The sequence below is a fragment of the Pseudoxanthomonas sp. PXM01 genome (genome assembly GCF_014851815.1).
Taxonomy (GTDB): Bacteria; Pseudomonadota; Gammaproteobacteria; order Xanthomonadales; family Xanthomonadaceae; genus Pseudoxanthomonas_A.
Window position 1 is genome coordinate 34629 of sequence record NZ_JACVAJ010000001.1, and the last position, 14168, is coordinate 48796.

Consider the following 14168-nt stretch of genomic DNA (forward strand, 5'->3'; position numbering starts at 1 on the left):
GCCGGGAGGCGCCCCCAAGCTGCGGCAGAATGGCGCTTTCGCCCCTGCCGGAGAGTCCTGTGAAGCCTGTCCTTGCCTTCTGTTGCGCGTTGTTGCTGGCCCCGTCGGCGCTGGCCGCCGAGACCCTGAAGTACGTCGCGCTGGTCGACGGCGGCAAGCAGGCCGGTGAGCAGACCGTCAGCGTAGGCGACGACGGCACCACCCGCGTGGACTTCATCTTCAAGGACAACGGACGCGGGCCGGAATTGAAGGAGGAATTCCGGCTGCGGGCGGATGGCACCTACGATCGTTATCAGGTCAAGGGCGCCTCGACGTTCGGTGCGCCGGTGGACGAGACGTTCACGCGCGACGGCAACACCGGCACGTGGAAGAGCACCTCCGACAGCGGCAATCATGCCTTCACCGGCACCGCGCTCTACACGCCGCTGGGCGGCACGCCGGCGTCGATGTCGGTGGCGCTGGCGGCGCTGGCCAAGCGGCCCGACGGCAAGCTGCCGCTGGTGCCGAGCGGCACGCTGACGCAGCGTATCGTCACGTCGATGGACATCACCAGCGGCAAGAAGATGCAGACGGTCGACCTGGTGGCACTGACGGGGATCGGCTTCACGCCCAGCTTCGTCTGGGTGACGCGTGGCGCCGAACCGCGCCTGTTCGCCTACATCTATCCCGGGTTCCTGCAACTGATCGAGGATGGCTGGCAGGGCAGCGCCAATGCGCTCGAAGCGCGCCAGAAGACCGCCGAGCGCGAAGCGCTGGTGGCGCTGCAGCAGCGCCTGGCGCATCCGTTGCCGGGTACGACGCTGATCCGCAATGCCCGCGTGTTCGACAGCGAGAAGGCCGTGCTGGGCGCGGCCTCGGATGTCGTCGTGCGCGACGGCAGGATCCTGTCCGTCTCGCCGGTCGGCCAGTCGAGGGTTGCCGCCGACAACGTGGTCGATGCGGGCAATCGTGTACTGCTGCCGGGGCTGTACGACATGCACGTGCACGCCGGCGCCTGGGAAGGCGGGCTGCACCTGGCCGCAGGCGTGACCAGCGCGCGCGACATGGGCAACGACAACGCCACGCTGCAGCAGCTGATGGCCGAAGAGAAGGACGGTACGCTGATGCATCCGCGGGTGATTCCCGCCGGCTACATCGAAGGCCAGAGCCCGCATTCCTCGCAGGGAGGATTCGTGGTGAAGGACCTGGCCGGCGCGAAGCAGGCGATCGACTGGTATGCCGAGCACGGCTATCCGCAGATCAAGATCTACAACTCCTTCCCCAAGGAGATCCTGCGCGACACCACCGCGTACGCGCACCAGCGCGGCATCCGCGTCAGCGGCCACGTGCCGGCGTTCCTGCGCGCGCAGGACGTGGTGGAGCAGGGCTACGACGAGATCCAGCACATCAACCAGGTGATGCTGAATTTCTTCGTCACCCCGGAGACCGACACGCGCACGCTCGCGCGCTTCTACCTGGTGGCGGACAGGACCGACGCGCTGGATTTCGACAGCAAGCCGGTGCAGGACTTCATCGCGCTGCTGGCGGAGAAGCAGATCGTCATCGACCCCACGCTGGCCACGTTCGAGTTCATCCACCAGCGCGAAGGCCAGTTGTCGCCCATCGTCGCCGATGTCGCCGACCATCTGCCGCCGGACGTGCAGCGTGGTCGCCGCGCAGCGGAGATGGACATCCCCGACGATGCCACCGGGGCGCGCTACAAGCGCAGCTTCGACAAGCTGGTCGAGTTCACCGGTCGCATGTACCGCGCCGGCGTGCCATTGGTGGCGGGCACCGACGAACTGCCGGGCTTCACCCTGCAGCGTGAGCTCGAACTGTACGTGCAGGCGGGACTGACCCCGGCGCAGGCGCTGCAGGTGGCGACCTGGAATGGCGCGAAATACAGCCGCACGCTGGACGACGCCGGTTCCATCGTGGCCGGCAAGCGCGCGGACCTGGTGCTGGTCGACGGCGATCCGACCAAGGACATCGCCGACATCCGCAAACTGGCGCTGGTCATCAAGGGTGGCCGCGCGTACTACCCGGCCGAGATCCACGACGCGCTGGGGATCGCACCGTTCGCGCCGGCCATCAAGGTGCAGCCGGCGCGGTGAGATTGCTGTGGCAGGAGCGACATCGGTCGCGACCGCAGACCAGGAGTGCGTCGGCCGTGCGGTCGCGACTGACGTCGCTCCAGCAGAAGGGCGGGCTTACGTCAGGATCTCGTAGCGCCGCCAGATCCACGACAGTTCGTACAGCAGCGCCGCCACGGCGAACGCGCCGTGGAAGCGCGGGTTGCGCGTGGCGGCGGCAACCAGACTCGCGAGCACGAACGCCGTGTTGCGGACCCAGTACTCCGGCCCGAGCTGCTGCAGGTAGGCCGTACCCTTGATCAACGTATCGCCGACGTCGACCACGAACATCATCGCCAGCAGACCGAAGAACCAGCGCCGCCGTCCGTAGTAGTAATCCCGGTAGCCGACGCCGTCGGCCAGCGATTCGGGGAACACCAGTGCGCACAGCAGGTACAGCAGCAATGCGTAGAGGGTGACATACAGGTAGAGGTTGAAATTCCAGTGCGCCTGGTGCGACAGGCTGAACTGCCACCACCAGAAGTGCAGCAGGTAGACGAATATGAAGCCGGCCCAGAGCAGGTGCACCGCGTACACCGCATGCGCGCGCGGACGCTCGATGATGCGCGCCGCATGGCGCAGCAGGTGGGTCAGGCCGAGGCCCACGACCATCCCCAGCAGGATGCGGACGTGGATGTAGAGGTTGGTGTGGCTGGCGGGATCGGCGGCTTGCATGGGGGCGTCCATGGACCGGTACGGGCGCCACGTTAGCCGATCGTCAGCCGCCTGCCCATCCCGCCGGAGGAGCCTTGCCCTGTCGGCGCCGTGGGTGTCTGATAGCGCCTTTCCGGGAGAGCCTGATGACCACCGCCTACGATTTCTCCGCCCAGGACCTCGATGGTCGCGAGCGTTCGCTGTCCGAGTACCAGGGCAAGGCCCTGTTGATCGTCAACGTGGCGTCCAAGTGCGGCTTTACGCCGCAGTACACCGGGTTGGAGGCGTTGTGGCGCGAGTTCGGCCCGCAGGGCCTGGTCGTGCTGGGCTTCCCCTGCGACCAGTTCGGGCACCAGGAGCCGGGCGATGAGGCCGAGATCCGCAGCTTCTGCTCGCTGAACTACGACGTGACGTTCCCGATGTTCGCCAAGATCGACGTCAACGGCAACGACGCGCATCCGCTGTGGAAGTGGCTGAAGCAGGAGAAGAGCGGGCTGCTCGGCATCAGCGCGATCAAGTGGAACTTCAGCAAGTTCCTCGTCGGCCGCGACGGCAAGGTGATCAAGCGCTATGCGCCTACGGACACGCCGGAATCGCTTGCCGGGGATATCCGGTCCGCACTGGGCTGAGCGCGACGGCATGGGCAGTGCGGAGGCGCGGTTGTTCCATATCGAGTTCGGCACGACCGACTACGGCCTGCGCGCCTGGGTGACCGGTACCAACGGCACGTTGGAGACCACCCTGGCGTACTGGCGGACCATTGCCGAAGAGGTTCGCAGGCTGTCGCCATCCGGCCTGTTGGTGGTCGACGACATGGATGGCTTGCCGCCGCCGCCCGAGCAGTTGCTGCAGTTCGTGCAGGCCATGCGGGGCCAGGGCATGGAAGCGGTGCGCATCGCGTATGTCGAAAAGCATGCCGAGCAGATACCCGAAGTGGAGTTCGCCGGTTTGCTGGCCAACGAAAACGGTTTCGATGCCCGCGTGTTTCCGGATGAGGACGCTGCCGTCCGCTGGCTGCGCTACGGCGAGCGTTGAGCGTCCAGGCGCATCGGGCCCGCCGTCGTGAGCATGCGCTGGGTCAACGGTGACCACACCGTCCATGCGTGTCCGCCTTCCGCCACGACCACATGGTCTTCCGGCAGCAGCCCGGCTAGGGGCGGCATCGCCTTCGCCAGCCGATCTCCTGCACCGTAGCCCAGCCAGACCGAGCGGGTGCGCGCCGGATCGTGGTGCCAGCCTTGCAGGTGGCGCCACAGTTCGCGCTGGTAGTTGCCGGCATCCACCTCGGCGGGCACCGGGCCCGCATTCCACTGTGCCAGCCCGCGCGCGCTGATCTCTTCCACCAGCGTGCGATCGCCCAGGTAGGGGGCAAGCAGCACGAGGCCGTCGGCATCGCCGGGATAGGCGCGGTCGTACATCAGCGCGCCCATGCCACCCATGGAGGCACCCGTCAGCCAGATCTCGCGATAGCCGCGCGCACGTGCCGGCACGATCACTTCATCGTGAAGCCGCTGTGGCGCGCGTCCCTGCATGTAGTAGCCGAAGCCAAGCCCGGTGAGGACGACATCGGCATCGGGCCATGCCGACTGGATGGCGTCGGCGATGCCGCTCTCGCGCAATGCCTGGATGTCGTCGCCGCGCCCCGGCAGCACCACGACCAGGCGCGAGGGTGTTTCATCCGCCGGGAGCAGCGCTTGCGGCACCGGCGCCTGCGGATTGACCGCGGGCAGGCAGCCGGCGAACGCGACCGCAACCAGTAACGCCATGGCCCATCTGCGCACCGCCATCGTCATTTCCCCTTGCTGATGCGCCGAGACTACCCGCGACCGTGCAAGGGGCGCGTGTACCCGCGCGTTGGCCAGGCTATGGGCTGCGCGGCGGCGCGCGGCCCTGCAACGCCTCTTCGGGCAACAGGGCGAGCAGTTCCTTGGCGAAAGACTCCAGCACCGCTTCGGAATAGCCCCGGTGGGTGCGGACGATCAGGCCGTCCTGTCCGATGATGAACATGTTGGGCAGGGCGGTGACGCCGTAGCGGTCGGTGACGATGCCGCGGACGTCGTGGACGAAGGTGAGGTCGAGGTCCTTGTTGGCGCGCAGCACGCTCGTATAGTCTTCGCGCGACTCCTTCATGTTGATCGCGATCACTTCCAGGTGCTCGCGGCCGACCAGCTTCTGTACGTGTCCGAGCATCGGCAGTTCGCGCCGGCACGGTCCGCACCACGATGCCCAGAACGTCACGACGACGACCTTGCCCTTGAGCGCATCGAGGTCGACGGCGTTGCCCTTGCGATCCTTCATGGCGATGGGCGGAGGCACGTCGCCGATGCCGGGTTGTTTGACGGCATCGCCCGCGTACGCGCAGGGCGCCAGGGCCAGCAGTGCGGCCAGCAGCAGATTCCGGATCACGGTGTGTCCTCCCCAGGACGTCGTGGGCGCAGCGTAGCACCCGCCGCATCCATGGGGCGAGCGGAAGCTACTTCTCGACGAAGGCCCGCTCGAACACGTACTGGCCAGCCGTGCCGATGCGCGGCGCGGCGGTGAAGCCGCGGCCGTCCAGCAGCTCGCGGAAATCGGCCAGCATCTGCGGGCTGCCGCAGATCATCGCGCGGTCGTGTTCCGGATCCAGGGCATCGATGCCGAGGCTGTCCATCATCGCGCCGCTGGCCATCAGATCGGTCAGGCGACCCTGGTGGACGAAGTCCTCGCGGGTCACGGCCGGGTAGTACAGCAGCTTCTCCCGGATGGTCTCGCCGAGGAACTCGTGCTGCGGCAGTTCCTTCTCGAAGTAGTCGCGGTAGGCCAGGTCGTCGGCGTGGCGTACGCCGTGGGTCAGGATGACCTTGTCGAAGCGCTCGTAGGTTTCCGGGTCCTTGATCACCGACAGCCACGGCGCCAGGCCGGTGCCGGTGCCCAGCAGGTACAGGTTGCGGCCGGGGTGCAGGTCGCTGATCAGCAGCGTGCCGGTGGGCTTGCGCCCGATCAGTACGCTGTCGCCGGGTTTGATGTGCTGCAGGCGGGAGGTCAGCGGGCCGTTCTGCACCTTGATGCTGAAGAACTCGAGCTGCTCTTCCCAGTTGGCGCTGGCGATCGAGTAGGCGCGCAGCAGCGGCTTGCCATTGACCTCCAGTCCGATCATCACGAACTGGCCGTTCTCGAAGCGGAAACCGTCGTCGCGGGTGGTGGTGAAGCTGAAGTAGGCGTCCGTCCAGTGACGGACGTCGAGCACCGTCTCGGTGCCGAACGCAGAGGACATGGGGGATGTGGGCGATTGAAGCGACGCGCCATTGTAGCCGACCGGCACCGGCCGGCCCTTGATCGTGCTCAATGCCTGTCTGCCGCATCGGGCGCCGTGTCGCCGCGCTGGTGGAAGCACAGTTGTTCGACTGCGCGACGCACGGGACGTGCTGTCAGCAGCAGATCCACGGGCAGGTCGAACTGGCCATGATCGAACGCCCAGCGCAGCAGGCGCTTGAAGCCGAAGCCGGGTACCGCCGACGGCCATGCCGGTGCCGGCGTCACATCGTGCAGTAGCCGGCGCGCGAGCATCCGACCCACGCCGGCACCGTGGCGCAGCCCGGCATGGATGCCGCCCGCCGTCAGCGGGGACACCATGCCCGCTGCATCGCCGGTCAGCACCACGTCGTCGCGCTGCGCCGGTCGTACCGGACCGCCACAGGGGATCAGGCCGGCGCGGATGCTGTCCGGCGCGCGGGCGGTCGGCAGCCCGGTCATCGAGGCGACGTGGTGCAGGAAGCCGGCCATGTCGGGGGCGATAGCCTTGCCCGGGCGGTGCCGACGCGCGAGCCCCGCTTGCACGCCGGTCGGTGTCTGCGCCACCCAGCCCAGATAGCCGGGGGCGAAGCGCTTGCTGATGAAGCAGTGCAGGGCATCGGGTTCGCGCAACGCCATGCCGTCGAATTCGTACTCCACGCCGTAGAGGAACTGCGTCACCTGGCCCAGGCCGAGCCGTTGTGCGACCCGCGATCGCGCGCCGTCCGCACCGACGAGGATCCGTGTGTGGCCCACACCATCCGCCGCCCAGCCTGTCTGCGTGCGTACCGCGTTGCGGAACGCCTGTCCGCGCCGCAGCTCGACGCCGCACGCTTCCACGCGCTCACCCAGCCAGCGCATCAGTGCGGGCGTGTCGGTGGTGTAGAAGCGGTAGCCTTCGGCGCCCAGTCGGACGCTGCGCAGGTTCGGGGCGTACAGGCGGACATGCGGAACGGCGCGCAGCAAGGAGGGCGGCAGCCCTGCAAGCAGCGGTGCATCGCAGGCTTCCTGTACCAGGATGCCGGTGGTGTGCATGCGTTCACCGAGGTCCTGCTTGCGGTCGATGACGCAGACACGAAGACCGTGGGTGGCGAGTTCGTACGCGCAGGCGAGACCGGCGAATCCGGCGCCGACCACGATCACGTCATGGCGGTTGTCCTGCATCTTCGGGCATGCGCTCCATCAGGGAATGGTGGGCAGCGTGCCGGCGATGCGGGGAGTCGCGATGAAGTCGCCATGAAGTCAGCGGCGATCCGTATCCATAAAGAAAGAAGGCGCTCATGGGCGCCTTCCGTGTTGCTCAGCCGTGGCCGCCACCGCGTGGGCCGCGTTGTCCGCCGCCACCGGGCCGGCCACCGCCGCCCGGACGACCGCCGGGACCCCGTCCACCGGCAGGACGGCCGCCGGGACCGGGACGCGGACCTGCATGCTGCGGACGATTGCCGCCGCCACCGGGACGTCCCTGCGGACGCGGGCCGCGCGGCTGCTGGCCGTACGGGTTGAAGCCGGGGTTGGCGTGGTCGGAGGGGAAACTCGGTGCACTGGCGGGATGACCGTACGGACGCGCCGCACGCTGCGGCTTGCCGGCACCCTGGCCACCACGCGGACCACGCTCGGCACCGAAGCCGGCACCGGCACCGCGATCATTGCCGAAGCGGTCGCCGCCAAAGCCGCCCTGGCCGCCGCCCGGACCGCGCTTGCCCGCGCCGCCACTGCCTGGCTTGCCACCGGCACCGGGACGACCGCCCGGCTTGCCGCCATAGGGCTTCTTCGGGCCGCCGGGACCGGCGTTGCGGTGGCCGGCCGGGCCGGTATCGACACCGTCCGGCACGTACCAGCTGCGGAATGCGGCCGGGTTGCCATCCGGCAACGGCTTGGGACCCTTCGGCGTGCGCTGCTTGAACGGACGCTGCGACTGCTTGGCGGCCTGTTCTCCGCTGACGGTCAGACCGCCATGCGGCTTCTTGCCGCGGCCACCGCGGCCGCGGTCCTCGCGCACGTGGTCGAAGCGGCGCAGTTCGCGGCCTTCGTCGGCGCTGTTGTGGCCGTTGACGTAGGCGCTGCCGCTGCGGCCGCCACCCACGTGCACGGTGGACTTGGCGGCCTTGCGCTGGCCGATCACCGGTTGCAGCGTCAGGGCGGCGGGCGTGCCGACTTCGAGGCCCAGGTCCTTGCGCAGCGCCTCGACCTGCGCGTCCGGCAGTTCCTGCGTCTGGCCGCGCAGCAACGGCTGCGGCAGGCTGACCTTGCCGTAGCGCACGCGCTTCAGGCGGCTGACCTGGCAGCCCTGCGATTCCCACAGGCGGCGGACTTCGCGGTTGCGGCCTTCCTTGACGACCACGCGGAACCAGTCGTGCGAATCGGTGCCGCCGATGCGTTCGATCTCGTCGAACTTGGCCGGGCCGTCGTCCAGTGCCACACCGCGGCGCAGGCGGTCGACGATGTTGTCCGGCACGCTTTCCTGGCCTTCCGGCGCACGCACGCGCACGACGTACTCGCGCTCGACTTCGTACGACGGGTGCATCATCGCGTTGGCGAGTTCGCCGTCGGTGGTCAGCACCAGCAGGCCGGTGGTGTTGATGTCCAGGCGGCCGATCGCGATCCAGCGCGCGCCCTTGAGAGCCGGCAGCGCTTCGAAGATCGTCGGGCGGCCTTCGGGGTCTTCGCGGGTGGTGACTTCGCCTTCCGGCTTGTTGTAGATCAGTACGCGCGAGGGCTCGGTCAGTGCGCTGGCGACGAAGGTCTTGCCGTCCAGCTCGACGCGGTCGCCGCCCTTGACCGACATGCCGGTCTGCGCGGTTTCACCGTTGACCTTGACCAGGCCGTCGGCGATGCGCTGTTCCAGCGCGCGGCGCGAGCCCAGGCCGGCCTGCGCCAGCACCTTGTGCAGGCGCTCTTCCAGGCGGGTGGTGTCCGGCGTCTCGGCGCCTTCGCCACGCTTCAGCGACAGCTTGCCCAGGGTGGTTTTCTTGGTGGGGGTGTTGCTCATTGTTTCTGCTCCGACGGTGCCCGGTCTTCCTGGTCGGAAGCAGCGGCGTCGTCATCTTCGGGTTGAGGTTCATCGTGATCGTCGGCGTCGCCGCCGGCGTCATCAGATGCGGTGTCTTCGTCGGCATCGCCCGATGCCGGGGTGCTCTGTTGTCCGTCGTCCGTGTCGTTGCCGTCATCTGCGGCGTCCGTGCTTTCGTCCGGCGTGCTTTCGTCCTGGGCGCCGTCGACGGCATCGCCGCTGGCGATGCTGACCGGCAGTGGCGCGCCATCCAGCGGCAGCTGCGGTTCCAGTTCGCCGATGTCCTTCAGCTCGGACAGCGGCGGCAGTTCGTCCAGGCGTTTCAGGCCGAAGTAGTCGAGGAAGCCCTTGGTGGTGCCGAACAGCGCCGGCTTGCCCGGCACGTCGCGGTGGCCGACCACGCGGATCCATTCGCGCTCTTCCAGGGCCTGGATGATGTTGCTGCTGACCGCCACGCCGCGGACCTGTTCAATCTCGCCGCGGGTGATCGGCTGGCGATACGCGATCAGGGCCAGCGTTTCCAGCGTGGCGCGGGTGTACTTGGTCTTGCGCTCCGTCCACAGGCGCGCGACCCAGGCGTGCACGTCGGCCTTGACCTGGTAACGGTAGCCGGAGGCCACTTCGACCAGTTCCACGCCACGGTCGGCACAGGCGTCCGTCAGCTGCTGCACGGCGGCCTCGACGCTGCCTTCCGGTGCCGGTTCCTCCTCCGGGAACAGGCCATGCAGCTGCGCCAGCGTCAGTGGCTGGGTGGCGGCCATGAGGGCGGCCTCCACGATGCGGTTGATGAGCGATTGATCCATGCGGTCCTGTCGTTCGGAAAGGCGGTGGGCGTGTGGCCCGACCGCGTCACGGGCTGTCGTTGGCGGCGTCGCTGTCGTCGAACTCGCTGGAGAACTGCAGCGGCTCGTTGGTGTTGTTCAGTGCCAGCGACTTGATGTAGATCGGGGCGAGCGGGGCTTCCTGCACGATGTCGAGCAACTGTTCCTTGGCCAGTTCCAGCATGGCCAGGAAGGTCACCAGCACGCCCAGCTTGCCTTCCTCGGGCGTGAACATGCTCTCGAAACGGTGGAACCTGCCGTCCTCCAGCCGCGTCAGCACGTCGCCCATGCGCTGGCGCACGCTGAGCGCCTCGCGCTTGATCGCGTGGCCGGTGAACAGCTCGGCGCGCTTGAGCACGTCGTGCAGCGCCAGCAGCATCTCCTTCAGCTCGACCGGCGGCGGCAGCTTGACCGCGGCACGGTCGGGTACGTCTGCGCTCACCGGCGTGGTGTCGCGATCCTGACGGGGCAGGGCGTCCAGGTCCTCGGCCGCCTGCTTGAAGCGTTCGTACTCCTGCAGGCGGCGCACCAGCTCGGCGCGCGGATCGCCTTCCTCGCCGTCCTCGCTGACCGGCCGCGGCAGCAGCATGCGCGACTTGATCTCGGCCAGGATGGCTGCCATGAGCAGGTACTCGGCGGCCAGTTCGAACCGCAGCTCCTGCATCACGTTGATGTAGTCCACGTACTGCCGGGTGATCTCGGCGACGGGGATGTCCAGGATGTCCAGGTTCTGCCGGCGGATCAGGTACAGCAGCAGGTCCAGCGGACCTTCGAACGCGTCGAGGATGACCTCCAGCGCGTCCGGCGGGATGTACAGGTCCTGCGGGATCTGCAGCACCGGCTGGCCATGCACCACCGCCAGCGGCATTTCCTGCTGCTGTGGGTGGGTGGTCGGGGTTTGTGGGTTCGCGTCGGACGCGAGTTCTGGGCTCATCAAGAAACAGCCATCGTGCGGATCACCATGCGGGCCTGCGCGCGGCAGGACGGCGCGGCACCGGCATTGCACCAACCAAGATCATCATGCGTCGCAGGGCGAACGCTTCCCTTACAGCAACCAGCAAAGCTCACCGCAGGGATGCGGCGGCGGACAGCGAGAGGTCGTCGGGCGCGGGCGGATGGGGGCAGCGAATCGAACGTCCCGGTGATCCCTCGATGGGGCAGGGAGGTCGGCGTGGCCGGGTCTTCCCCTGGACGGGCCGCTGCTTCCGGCCGTGCAATGGAGGACAGGGTAAGCCCTGTCCCATACGGTGTCCAGCGCCGGGTGGCGGGACCGCCAGTACAATTCAGACTTCGCCTGCGGAGTGAACACCATGTGGTATGCCATTGAAGGCCATGATGGCCCCGACGTCCTGGCCCAGCGACTGGCCGCGCGCCCCGAACATCTGGCCCGCTTGATCGCCCTCCGCGACGACGGCCGGCTGCTGTTGGCCGGGCCATGTCCGGCGATCGACGCCGAGGACCCGGGTCCGGCCGGCTTCAGCGGCAGCATCGTGATCGCCGAATTCGACTCCCTGGAGGACGCGCGCGCCTGGGCCGACGCCGACCCGTACGTGGCGGCTGGCGTTTACGTCCGCGTCGACGTACGCCCGTTCCGCAAGGTCCTGCCGTGAGCCGGGTGGAGCGGATCCGGGCGGCGCTGGAATCGGCCCTGCAGCCGCTGTCCCTGGATGTGCTGGACGACAGCCACAAGCATGCCGGTCATGAAGGTGCGCGTGACGGACGCGGCCATTTCACCGTCCGGATCACCAGCGAGGCGTTCGCGGGCAAGGCGCCGCTGGCCCGCCACCGTGCGGTCTACGCCGCCCTGGGCGAGATGATGCAGACCGACATCCACGCCCTGGCCATCGAGGCGCGTACGCCCGACGAGGCCGGCTGACCGGAGACATCCGATCTGGCGCTGCGGCATGCAGCGTCCGCTGAAAACGTTTACATTCGCCCCCTTTCGTTACGCCGGGAGGGCGACATGAACCGGGAAGTCCCCACTTTTTCGCCGCGACCGCTGCTGGTCGGCATGATCGCTGTCCTGCTGGCGGCGCCAGCCGCCGCCAAGCCTCCGGTCTACGCGACCCCGGCCGAGAAGGCCTTCGTCGACGCCCTGATGGCGAAGATGACGGTGGAGGAGAAGCTGGGCCAGCTGAACCAGCCGGCCGGCGTGGGCAACAACACCGGCCCGGCGGCCATGACCGGCAACGAGGACCAGATCCGCAGGGGCGAGATCGGTACCTATCTGGGTACCCAGGGGGCGGTGCTGACCTGCCGCCTGCAGCGGATCGCGGTGGAGCAGTCCCGGTTGGGCATCCCGCTGATGTTCGGCTACGACGTGATCCACGGTCACCGCACGGTGTTCCCGGTGCCGCTGGGCGAGTCGGCCAGCTTCGATCCGGTCGACGTGCAGCATGCCGCCCGTGTCGCGGCGATCGAGGCCTCGGCGCACGGTATCCATTGGACCTACGCACCGATGGTCGACATCGCACGCGACCCGCGCTGGGGTCGCGTGGTGGAAGGCGCGGGCGAGGACCCGTATCTGGGGTCGGTGCTGGCGGCGGCGCGCGTGCGCGGCTTCCAGGGCGACGACCTGCGCAAGCCGGATGCGGTGCTGGCCACGGCCAAGCATTTCGTCGCGTACGGAGCGGCCGAAGGAGGCCGCGACTACGACGTGGCCGACATCTCTGAACGCACCCTGCACGAGGTCTACCTGCCGCCATTCAAGGCCGCAGTGGATGCCGGTGCGCAGTCGATCATGGCGGCCTTCAACGAGGTGGGCGGGGTCCCGATGCATGCGCATCGGCCGCTGATCGAGGACCTGCTTCGCAAGGAGTGGGGCTGGGACGGCCTGCTGGTCAGCGATTACACCGGCGTGATGGAACTGATGCCGCACGGCGTTGCGGCCGACCGCAAGCAGGCGGGTGCGCTCGGTCTTCGTGCCGGCGTCGACGTCGACATGGTCAGCCAGATCTACGTGAAGGACCTGCCGGCCGAAGTGAAGGCGGGCCGGGTGCCGATGGCGCAGGTGGATGCGTCGGTGCGCCGTGTGCTCAACGCGAAGTACCGGCTGGGCCTGTTCGAAAATCCCTACCGGTCCTGCACCGACGACGGTGCCCACGAGCGTGCGATGACGCTGACGCCGGAGCATCGTGCCGACGCGCGCCGGATGGCGCAGAAGTCGCTGGTGCTGCTGGAGAATGACAACGACGTACTGCCGCTGTCGAAGTCGGTCCGCACGCTGGCCGTCATCGGCCCACTGGCCGACCATCGTCGCGCGATGTTGGGCAACTGGGCGGTGGCCGGTCGCGAAGAGGATGCGGTCACGCCGATCCAAGGACTGAAAGCCGCGCTGGGCGAGCGCACCCGGCTGGTGGTGGCCAAGGGCGCCGACATCGACAGCCAGGACACGTCCGGCTTCGCCCAGGCCGTCGCGGCGGCGAAGCAGGCCGATGCGGTGGTGATGTTCCTCGGCGAACACCCGGACATGAGTGCGGAAGCGAACAACCGCACCTCGCTCGACCTGCCGGGCGTGCAGGAGCAACTCGCGCTGGCGGTGGCGGCCACCGGCAAGCCGGTCGTGGCCGTGCTGTTGAACGGACGCCCGCTGTCGATCGGCGGCTTGAAGGGCAAGGTGCCGGCGATCCTCGAAGCCTGGTTCCCGGGCGTCGAGGGCGGTCATGCGATCACCGACGTCCTGTTCGGCGACGTGAATCCCTCGGCCAAGCTGCCGGTGACGTTCCCGCACAACGTCGGCCAGGTGCCGATCTACTACGCGCACAAGAACACCGGCCGTCCGCCGAGCGTGGAAGAGAAGTACACCAGCAAGTACCTCGATGCGCCGTGGACGCCGCTGTACGCGTTCGGCCATGGACTCAGCTACACGACGTTCCGCTACGACGCGCCGACCATCGCATCGCCGAAGCTGGCACTCGGGTCGTTGCAGCAGCGGGTCAGCGTGCGTGTCACCAACACCGGCAAGCGGGAGGGCGTCGAGGTGGTGCAGCTGTATGTCCGCGACGACGTCGCCAGCATCACCCGCCCGGTGAAACAACTGCGCGGCTTCCAGCGCGTGGCATTGAAGCCGGGCGAATCGCGGGTGGTGACGTTCGATCTCGGCTTCGAGGATCTGGCCATGTACAACGACCGTATGCAGCAGGTGGTGGAGCCGGGCACATTCACGGTGTTCACGGGTGGCAGCTCCGACCGGACCCGCGACGTCGCCTTCGAGGTCGTGGCCAAGTAAATGTGCGGCGTTGCAGTAGGTGTGAATATGCTGCGATGCAAAATATCCGCAGATACTCGCGATCTGTGCAAGTG

13 protein-coding genes and 1 pseudogene are annotated in these 14168 nt (G+C 68.0%); 6 read left to right on the forward strand and 8 right to left on the reverse strand.

What is annotated here, in order from left to right:
- Window positions 1–59: 59 nt before the first annotated feature.
- Window positions 60–2093: an amidohydrolase family protein gene (locus IB230_RS00165; RefSeq protein WP_343227235.1), complete on the forward strand. Its 2034-nt coding sequence runs from the start codon at window positions 60–62 to the stop codon at window positions 2091–2093.
- 96 nt (window positions 2094–2189) lie between these two features.
- On the opposite strand, the gene IB230_RS00170 is transcribed toward IB230_RS00165, so the two are convergent.
- Entirely contained in the window at window positions 2190–2786 is a 597-nt protein-coding gene (locus IB230_RS00170) for a hypothetical protein (RefSeq protein ID WP_192267609.1), read from the reverse strand.
- 125 nt (window positions 2787–2911) lie between these two features.
- Here IB230_RS00170 and IB230_RS00175 point away from each other — a divergent pair, with 125 nt between their 5' ends.
- Together IB230_RS00175 and IB230_RS00180 are read left to right on the forward strand one after the other, a co-directional pair.
- Window positions 2912–3394 carry a glutathione peroxidase gene (locus tag IB230_RS00175; protein WP_192267610.1) on the forward strand — a complete coding sequence of 161 codons (483 nt, stop codon included), beginning with the start codon at window positions 2912–2914 and terminating at the stop codon, window positions 3392–3394.
- 10 nt (window positions 3395–3404) lie between these two features.
- Complete coding sequence (locus tag IB230_RS00180) at window positions 3405–3800, forward strand: hypothetical protein (RefSeq protein ID WP_192267612.1); 396 nt, start codon at window positions 3405–3407, stop codon at window positions 3798–3800.
- Here IB230_RS00180 and IB230_RS00185 read toward each other — a convergent pair.
- The 7 genes and pseudogenes from IB230_RS00185 to IB230_RS00215 form a co-directional block, all read right to left on the reverse strand.
- Window positions 3785–4531, reverse strand: a complete 747-nt coding sequence (locus IB230_RS00185) for an alpha/beta hydrolase (protein WP_192267614.1) — start codon at window positions 4529–4531, stop codon at window positions 3785–3787. The two genes, IB230_RS00180 and IB230_RS00185, sit on opposite strands and share 16 nt — an antisense overlap.
- A 97-nt stretch (window positions 4532–4628) precedes the next feature.
- A complete protein-coding gene (locus tag IB230_RS00190; protein ID WP_192267616.1) occupies window positions 4629–5171 on the reverse strand; it encodes a TlpA disulfide reductase family protein in 543 nt (180 codons plus the stop codon).
- 67 nt (window positions 5172–5238) lie between these two features.
- Complete coding sequence (locus IB230_RS00195) at window positions 5239–6018, reverse strand: ferredoxin--NADP reductase (RefSeq protein WP_192267618.1); 780 nt, start codon at window positions 6016–6018, stop codon at window positions 5239–5241.
- A gap of 68 nt (window positions 6019–6086) precedes the next feature.
- Entirely contained in the window at window positions 6087–7199 is a 1113-nt protein-coding gene (locus tag IB230_RS00200) for an NAD(P)/FAD-dependent oxidoreductase (protein WP_192267620.1), read from the reverse strand.
- Window positions 7200–7335: 136 nt separating this feature from the next.
- The gene (locus tag IB230_RS00205; protein WP_192267622.1) at window positions 7336–9024 is read right to left on the reverse strand and encodes a pseudouridine synthase; all 1689 of its coding nucleotides are present in this window, start codon (window positions 9022–9024) and stop codon (window positions 7336–7338) included.
- Between the two features lie 8 nt (window positions 9025–9032).
- Window positions 9033–9848 (reverse strand): annotated as a pseudogene (gene scpB / locus IB230_RS00210) (SMC-Scp complex subunit ScpB); the annotation flags it as partial.
- 46 nt (window positions 9849–9894) lie between these two features.
- Complete coding sequence (locus IB230_RS00215; protein WP_192267624.1) at window positions 9895–10800, reverse strand: ScpA family protein; 906 nt, start codon at window positions 10798–10800, stop codon at window positions 9895–9897.
- Between the two features lie 376 nt (window positions 10801–11176).
- Between IB230_RS00215 and IB230_RS00220 the strand changes: the two genes are divergently transcribed.
- From IB230_RS00220 to IB230_RS00230, 3 genes are all read left to right on the forward strand, one after another.
- Window positions 11177–11476 carry a YciI family protein gene (locus IB230_RS00220; protein ID WP_192267626.1) on the forward strand — a complete coding sequence of 100 codons (300 nt, stop codon included), beginning with the start codon at window positions 11177–11179 and terminating at the stop codon, window positions 11474–11476.
- Window positions 11473–11742 carry a BolA family protein gene (locus IB230_RS00225; protein ID WP_192267627.1) on the forward strand — a complete coding sequence of 90 codons (270 nt, stop codon included), beginning with the start codon at window positions 11473–11475 and terminating at the stop codon, window positions 11740–11742. Before IB230_RS00220 ends, IB230_RS00225 begins: the two co-directional genes overlap by 4 nt.
- Before the next feature lie 87 nt (window positions 11743–11829).
- Window positions 11830–14094 carry a glycoside hydrolase family 3 N-terminal domain-containing protein gene (locus tag IB230_RS00230; protein ID WP_192267629.1) on the forward strand — a complete coding sequence of 755 codons (2265 nt, stop codon included), beginning with the start codon at window positions 11830–11832 and terminating at the stop codon, window positions 14092–14094.
- Window positions 14095–14168: the final 74 nt, after the last annotated feature.

Excerpts from the sequence above, each read along its gene's own strand:
- IB230_RS00170 (WP_192267609.1), bottom strand. The coding sequence starts at position 2,786 with ATGCAAGCCGCCGATCCCGCCAGCCACACCAACCTCTACATCCACGTC.
- IB230_RS00175 (WP_192267610.1), top strand. The coding sequence starts at position 2,912 with ATGACCACCGCCTACGATTTCTCCGCCCAGGACCTCGATGGTCGCGAG.
- IB230_RS00180 (WP_192267612.1), top strand. The coding sequence starts at position 3,405 with ATGGGCAGTGCGGAGGCGCGGTTGTTCCATATCGAGTTCGGCACGACC.
- IB230_RS00185 (WP_192267614.1), bottom strand. The coding sequence starts at position 4,531 with ATGGCGTTACTGGTTGCGGTCGCGTTCGCCGGCTGCCTGCCCGCGGTC.
- IB230_RS00195 (WP_192267618.1), bottom strand. The coding sequence starts at position 6,018 with ATGTCCTCTGCGTTCGGCACCGAGACGGTGCTCGACGTCCGTCACTGG.
- IB230_RS00200 (WP_192267620.1), bottom strand. The coding sequence starts at position 7,199 with ATGCAGGACAACCGCCATGACGTGATCGTGGTCGGCGCCGGATTCGCC.
- IB230_RS00205 (WP_192267622.1), bottom strand. The coding sequence starts at position 9,024 with ATGAGCAACACCCCCACCAAGAAAACCACCCTGGGCAAGCTGTCGCTG.
- IB230_RS00215 (WP_192267624.1), bottom strand. The coding sequence starts at position 10,800 with ATGAGCCCAGAACTCGCGTCCGACGCGAACCCACAAACCCCGACCACC.
- IB230_RS00220 (WP_192267626.1), top strand. The coding sequence starts at position 11,177 with ATGTGGTATGCCATTGAAGGCCATGATGGCCCCGACGTCCTGGCCCAG.
- IB230_RS00230 (WP_192267629.1), top strand. The coding sequence starts at position 11,830 with ATGAACCGGGAAGTCCCCACTTTTTCGCCGCGACCGCTGCTGGTCGGC.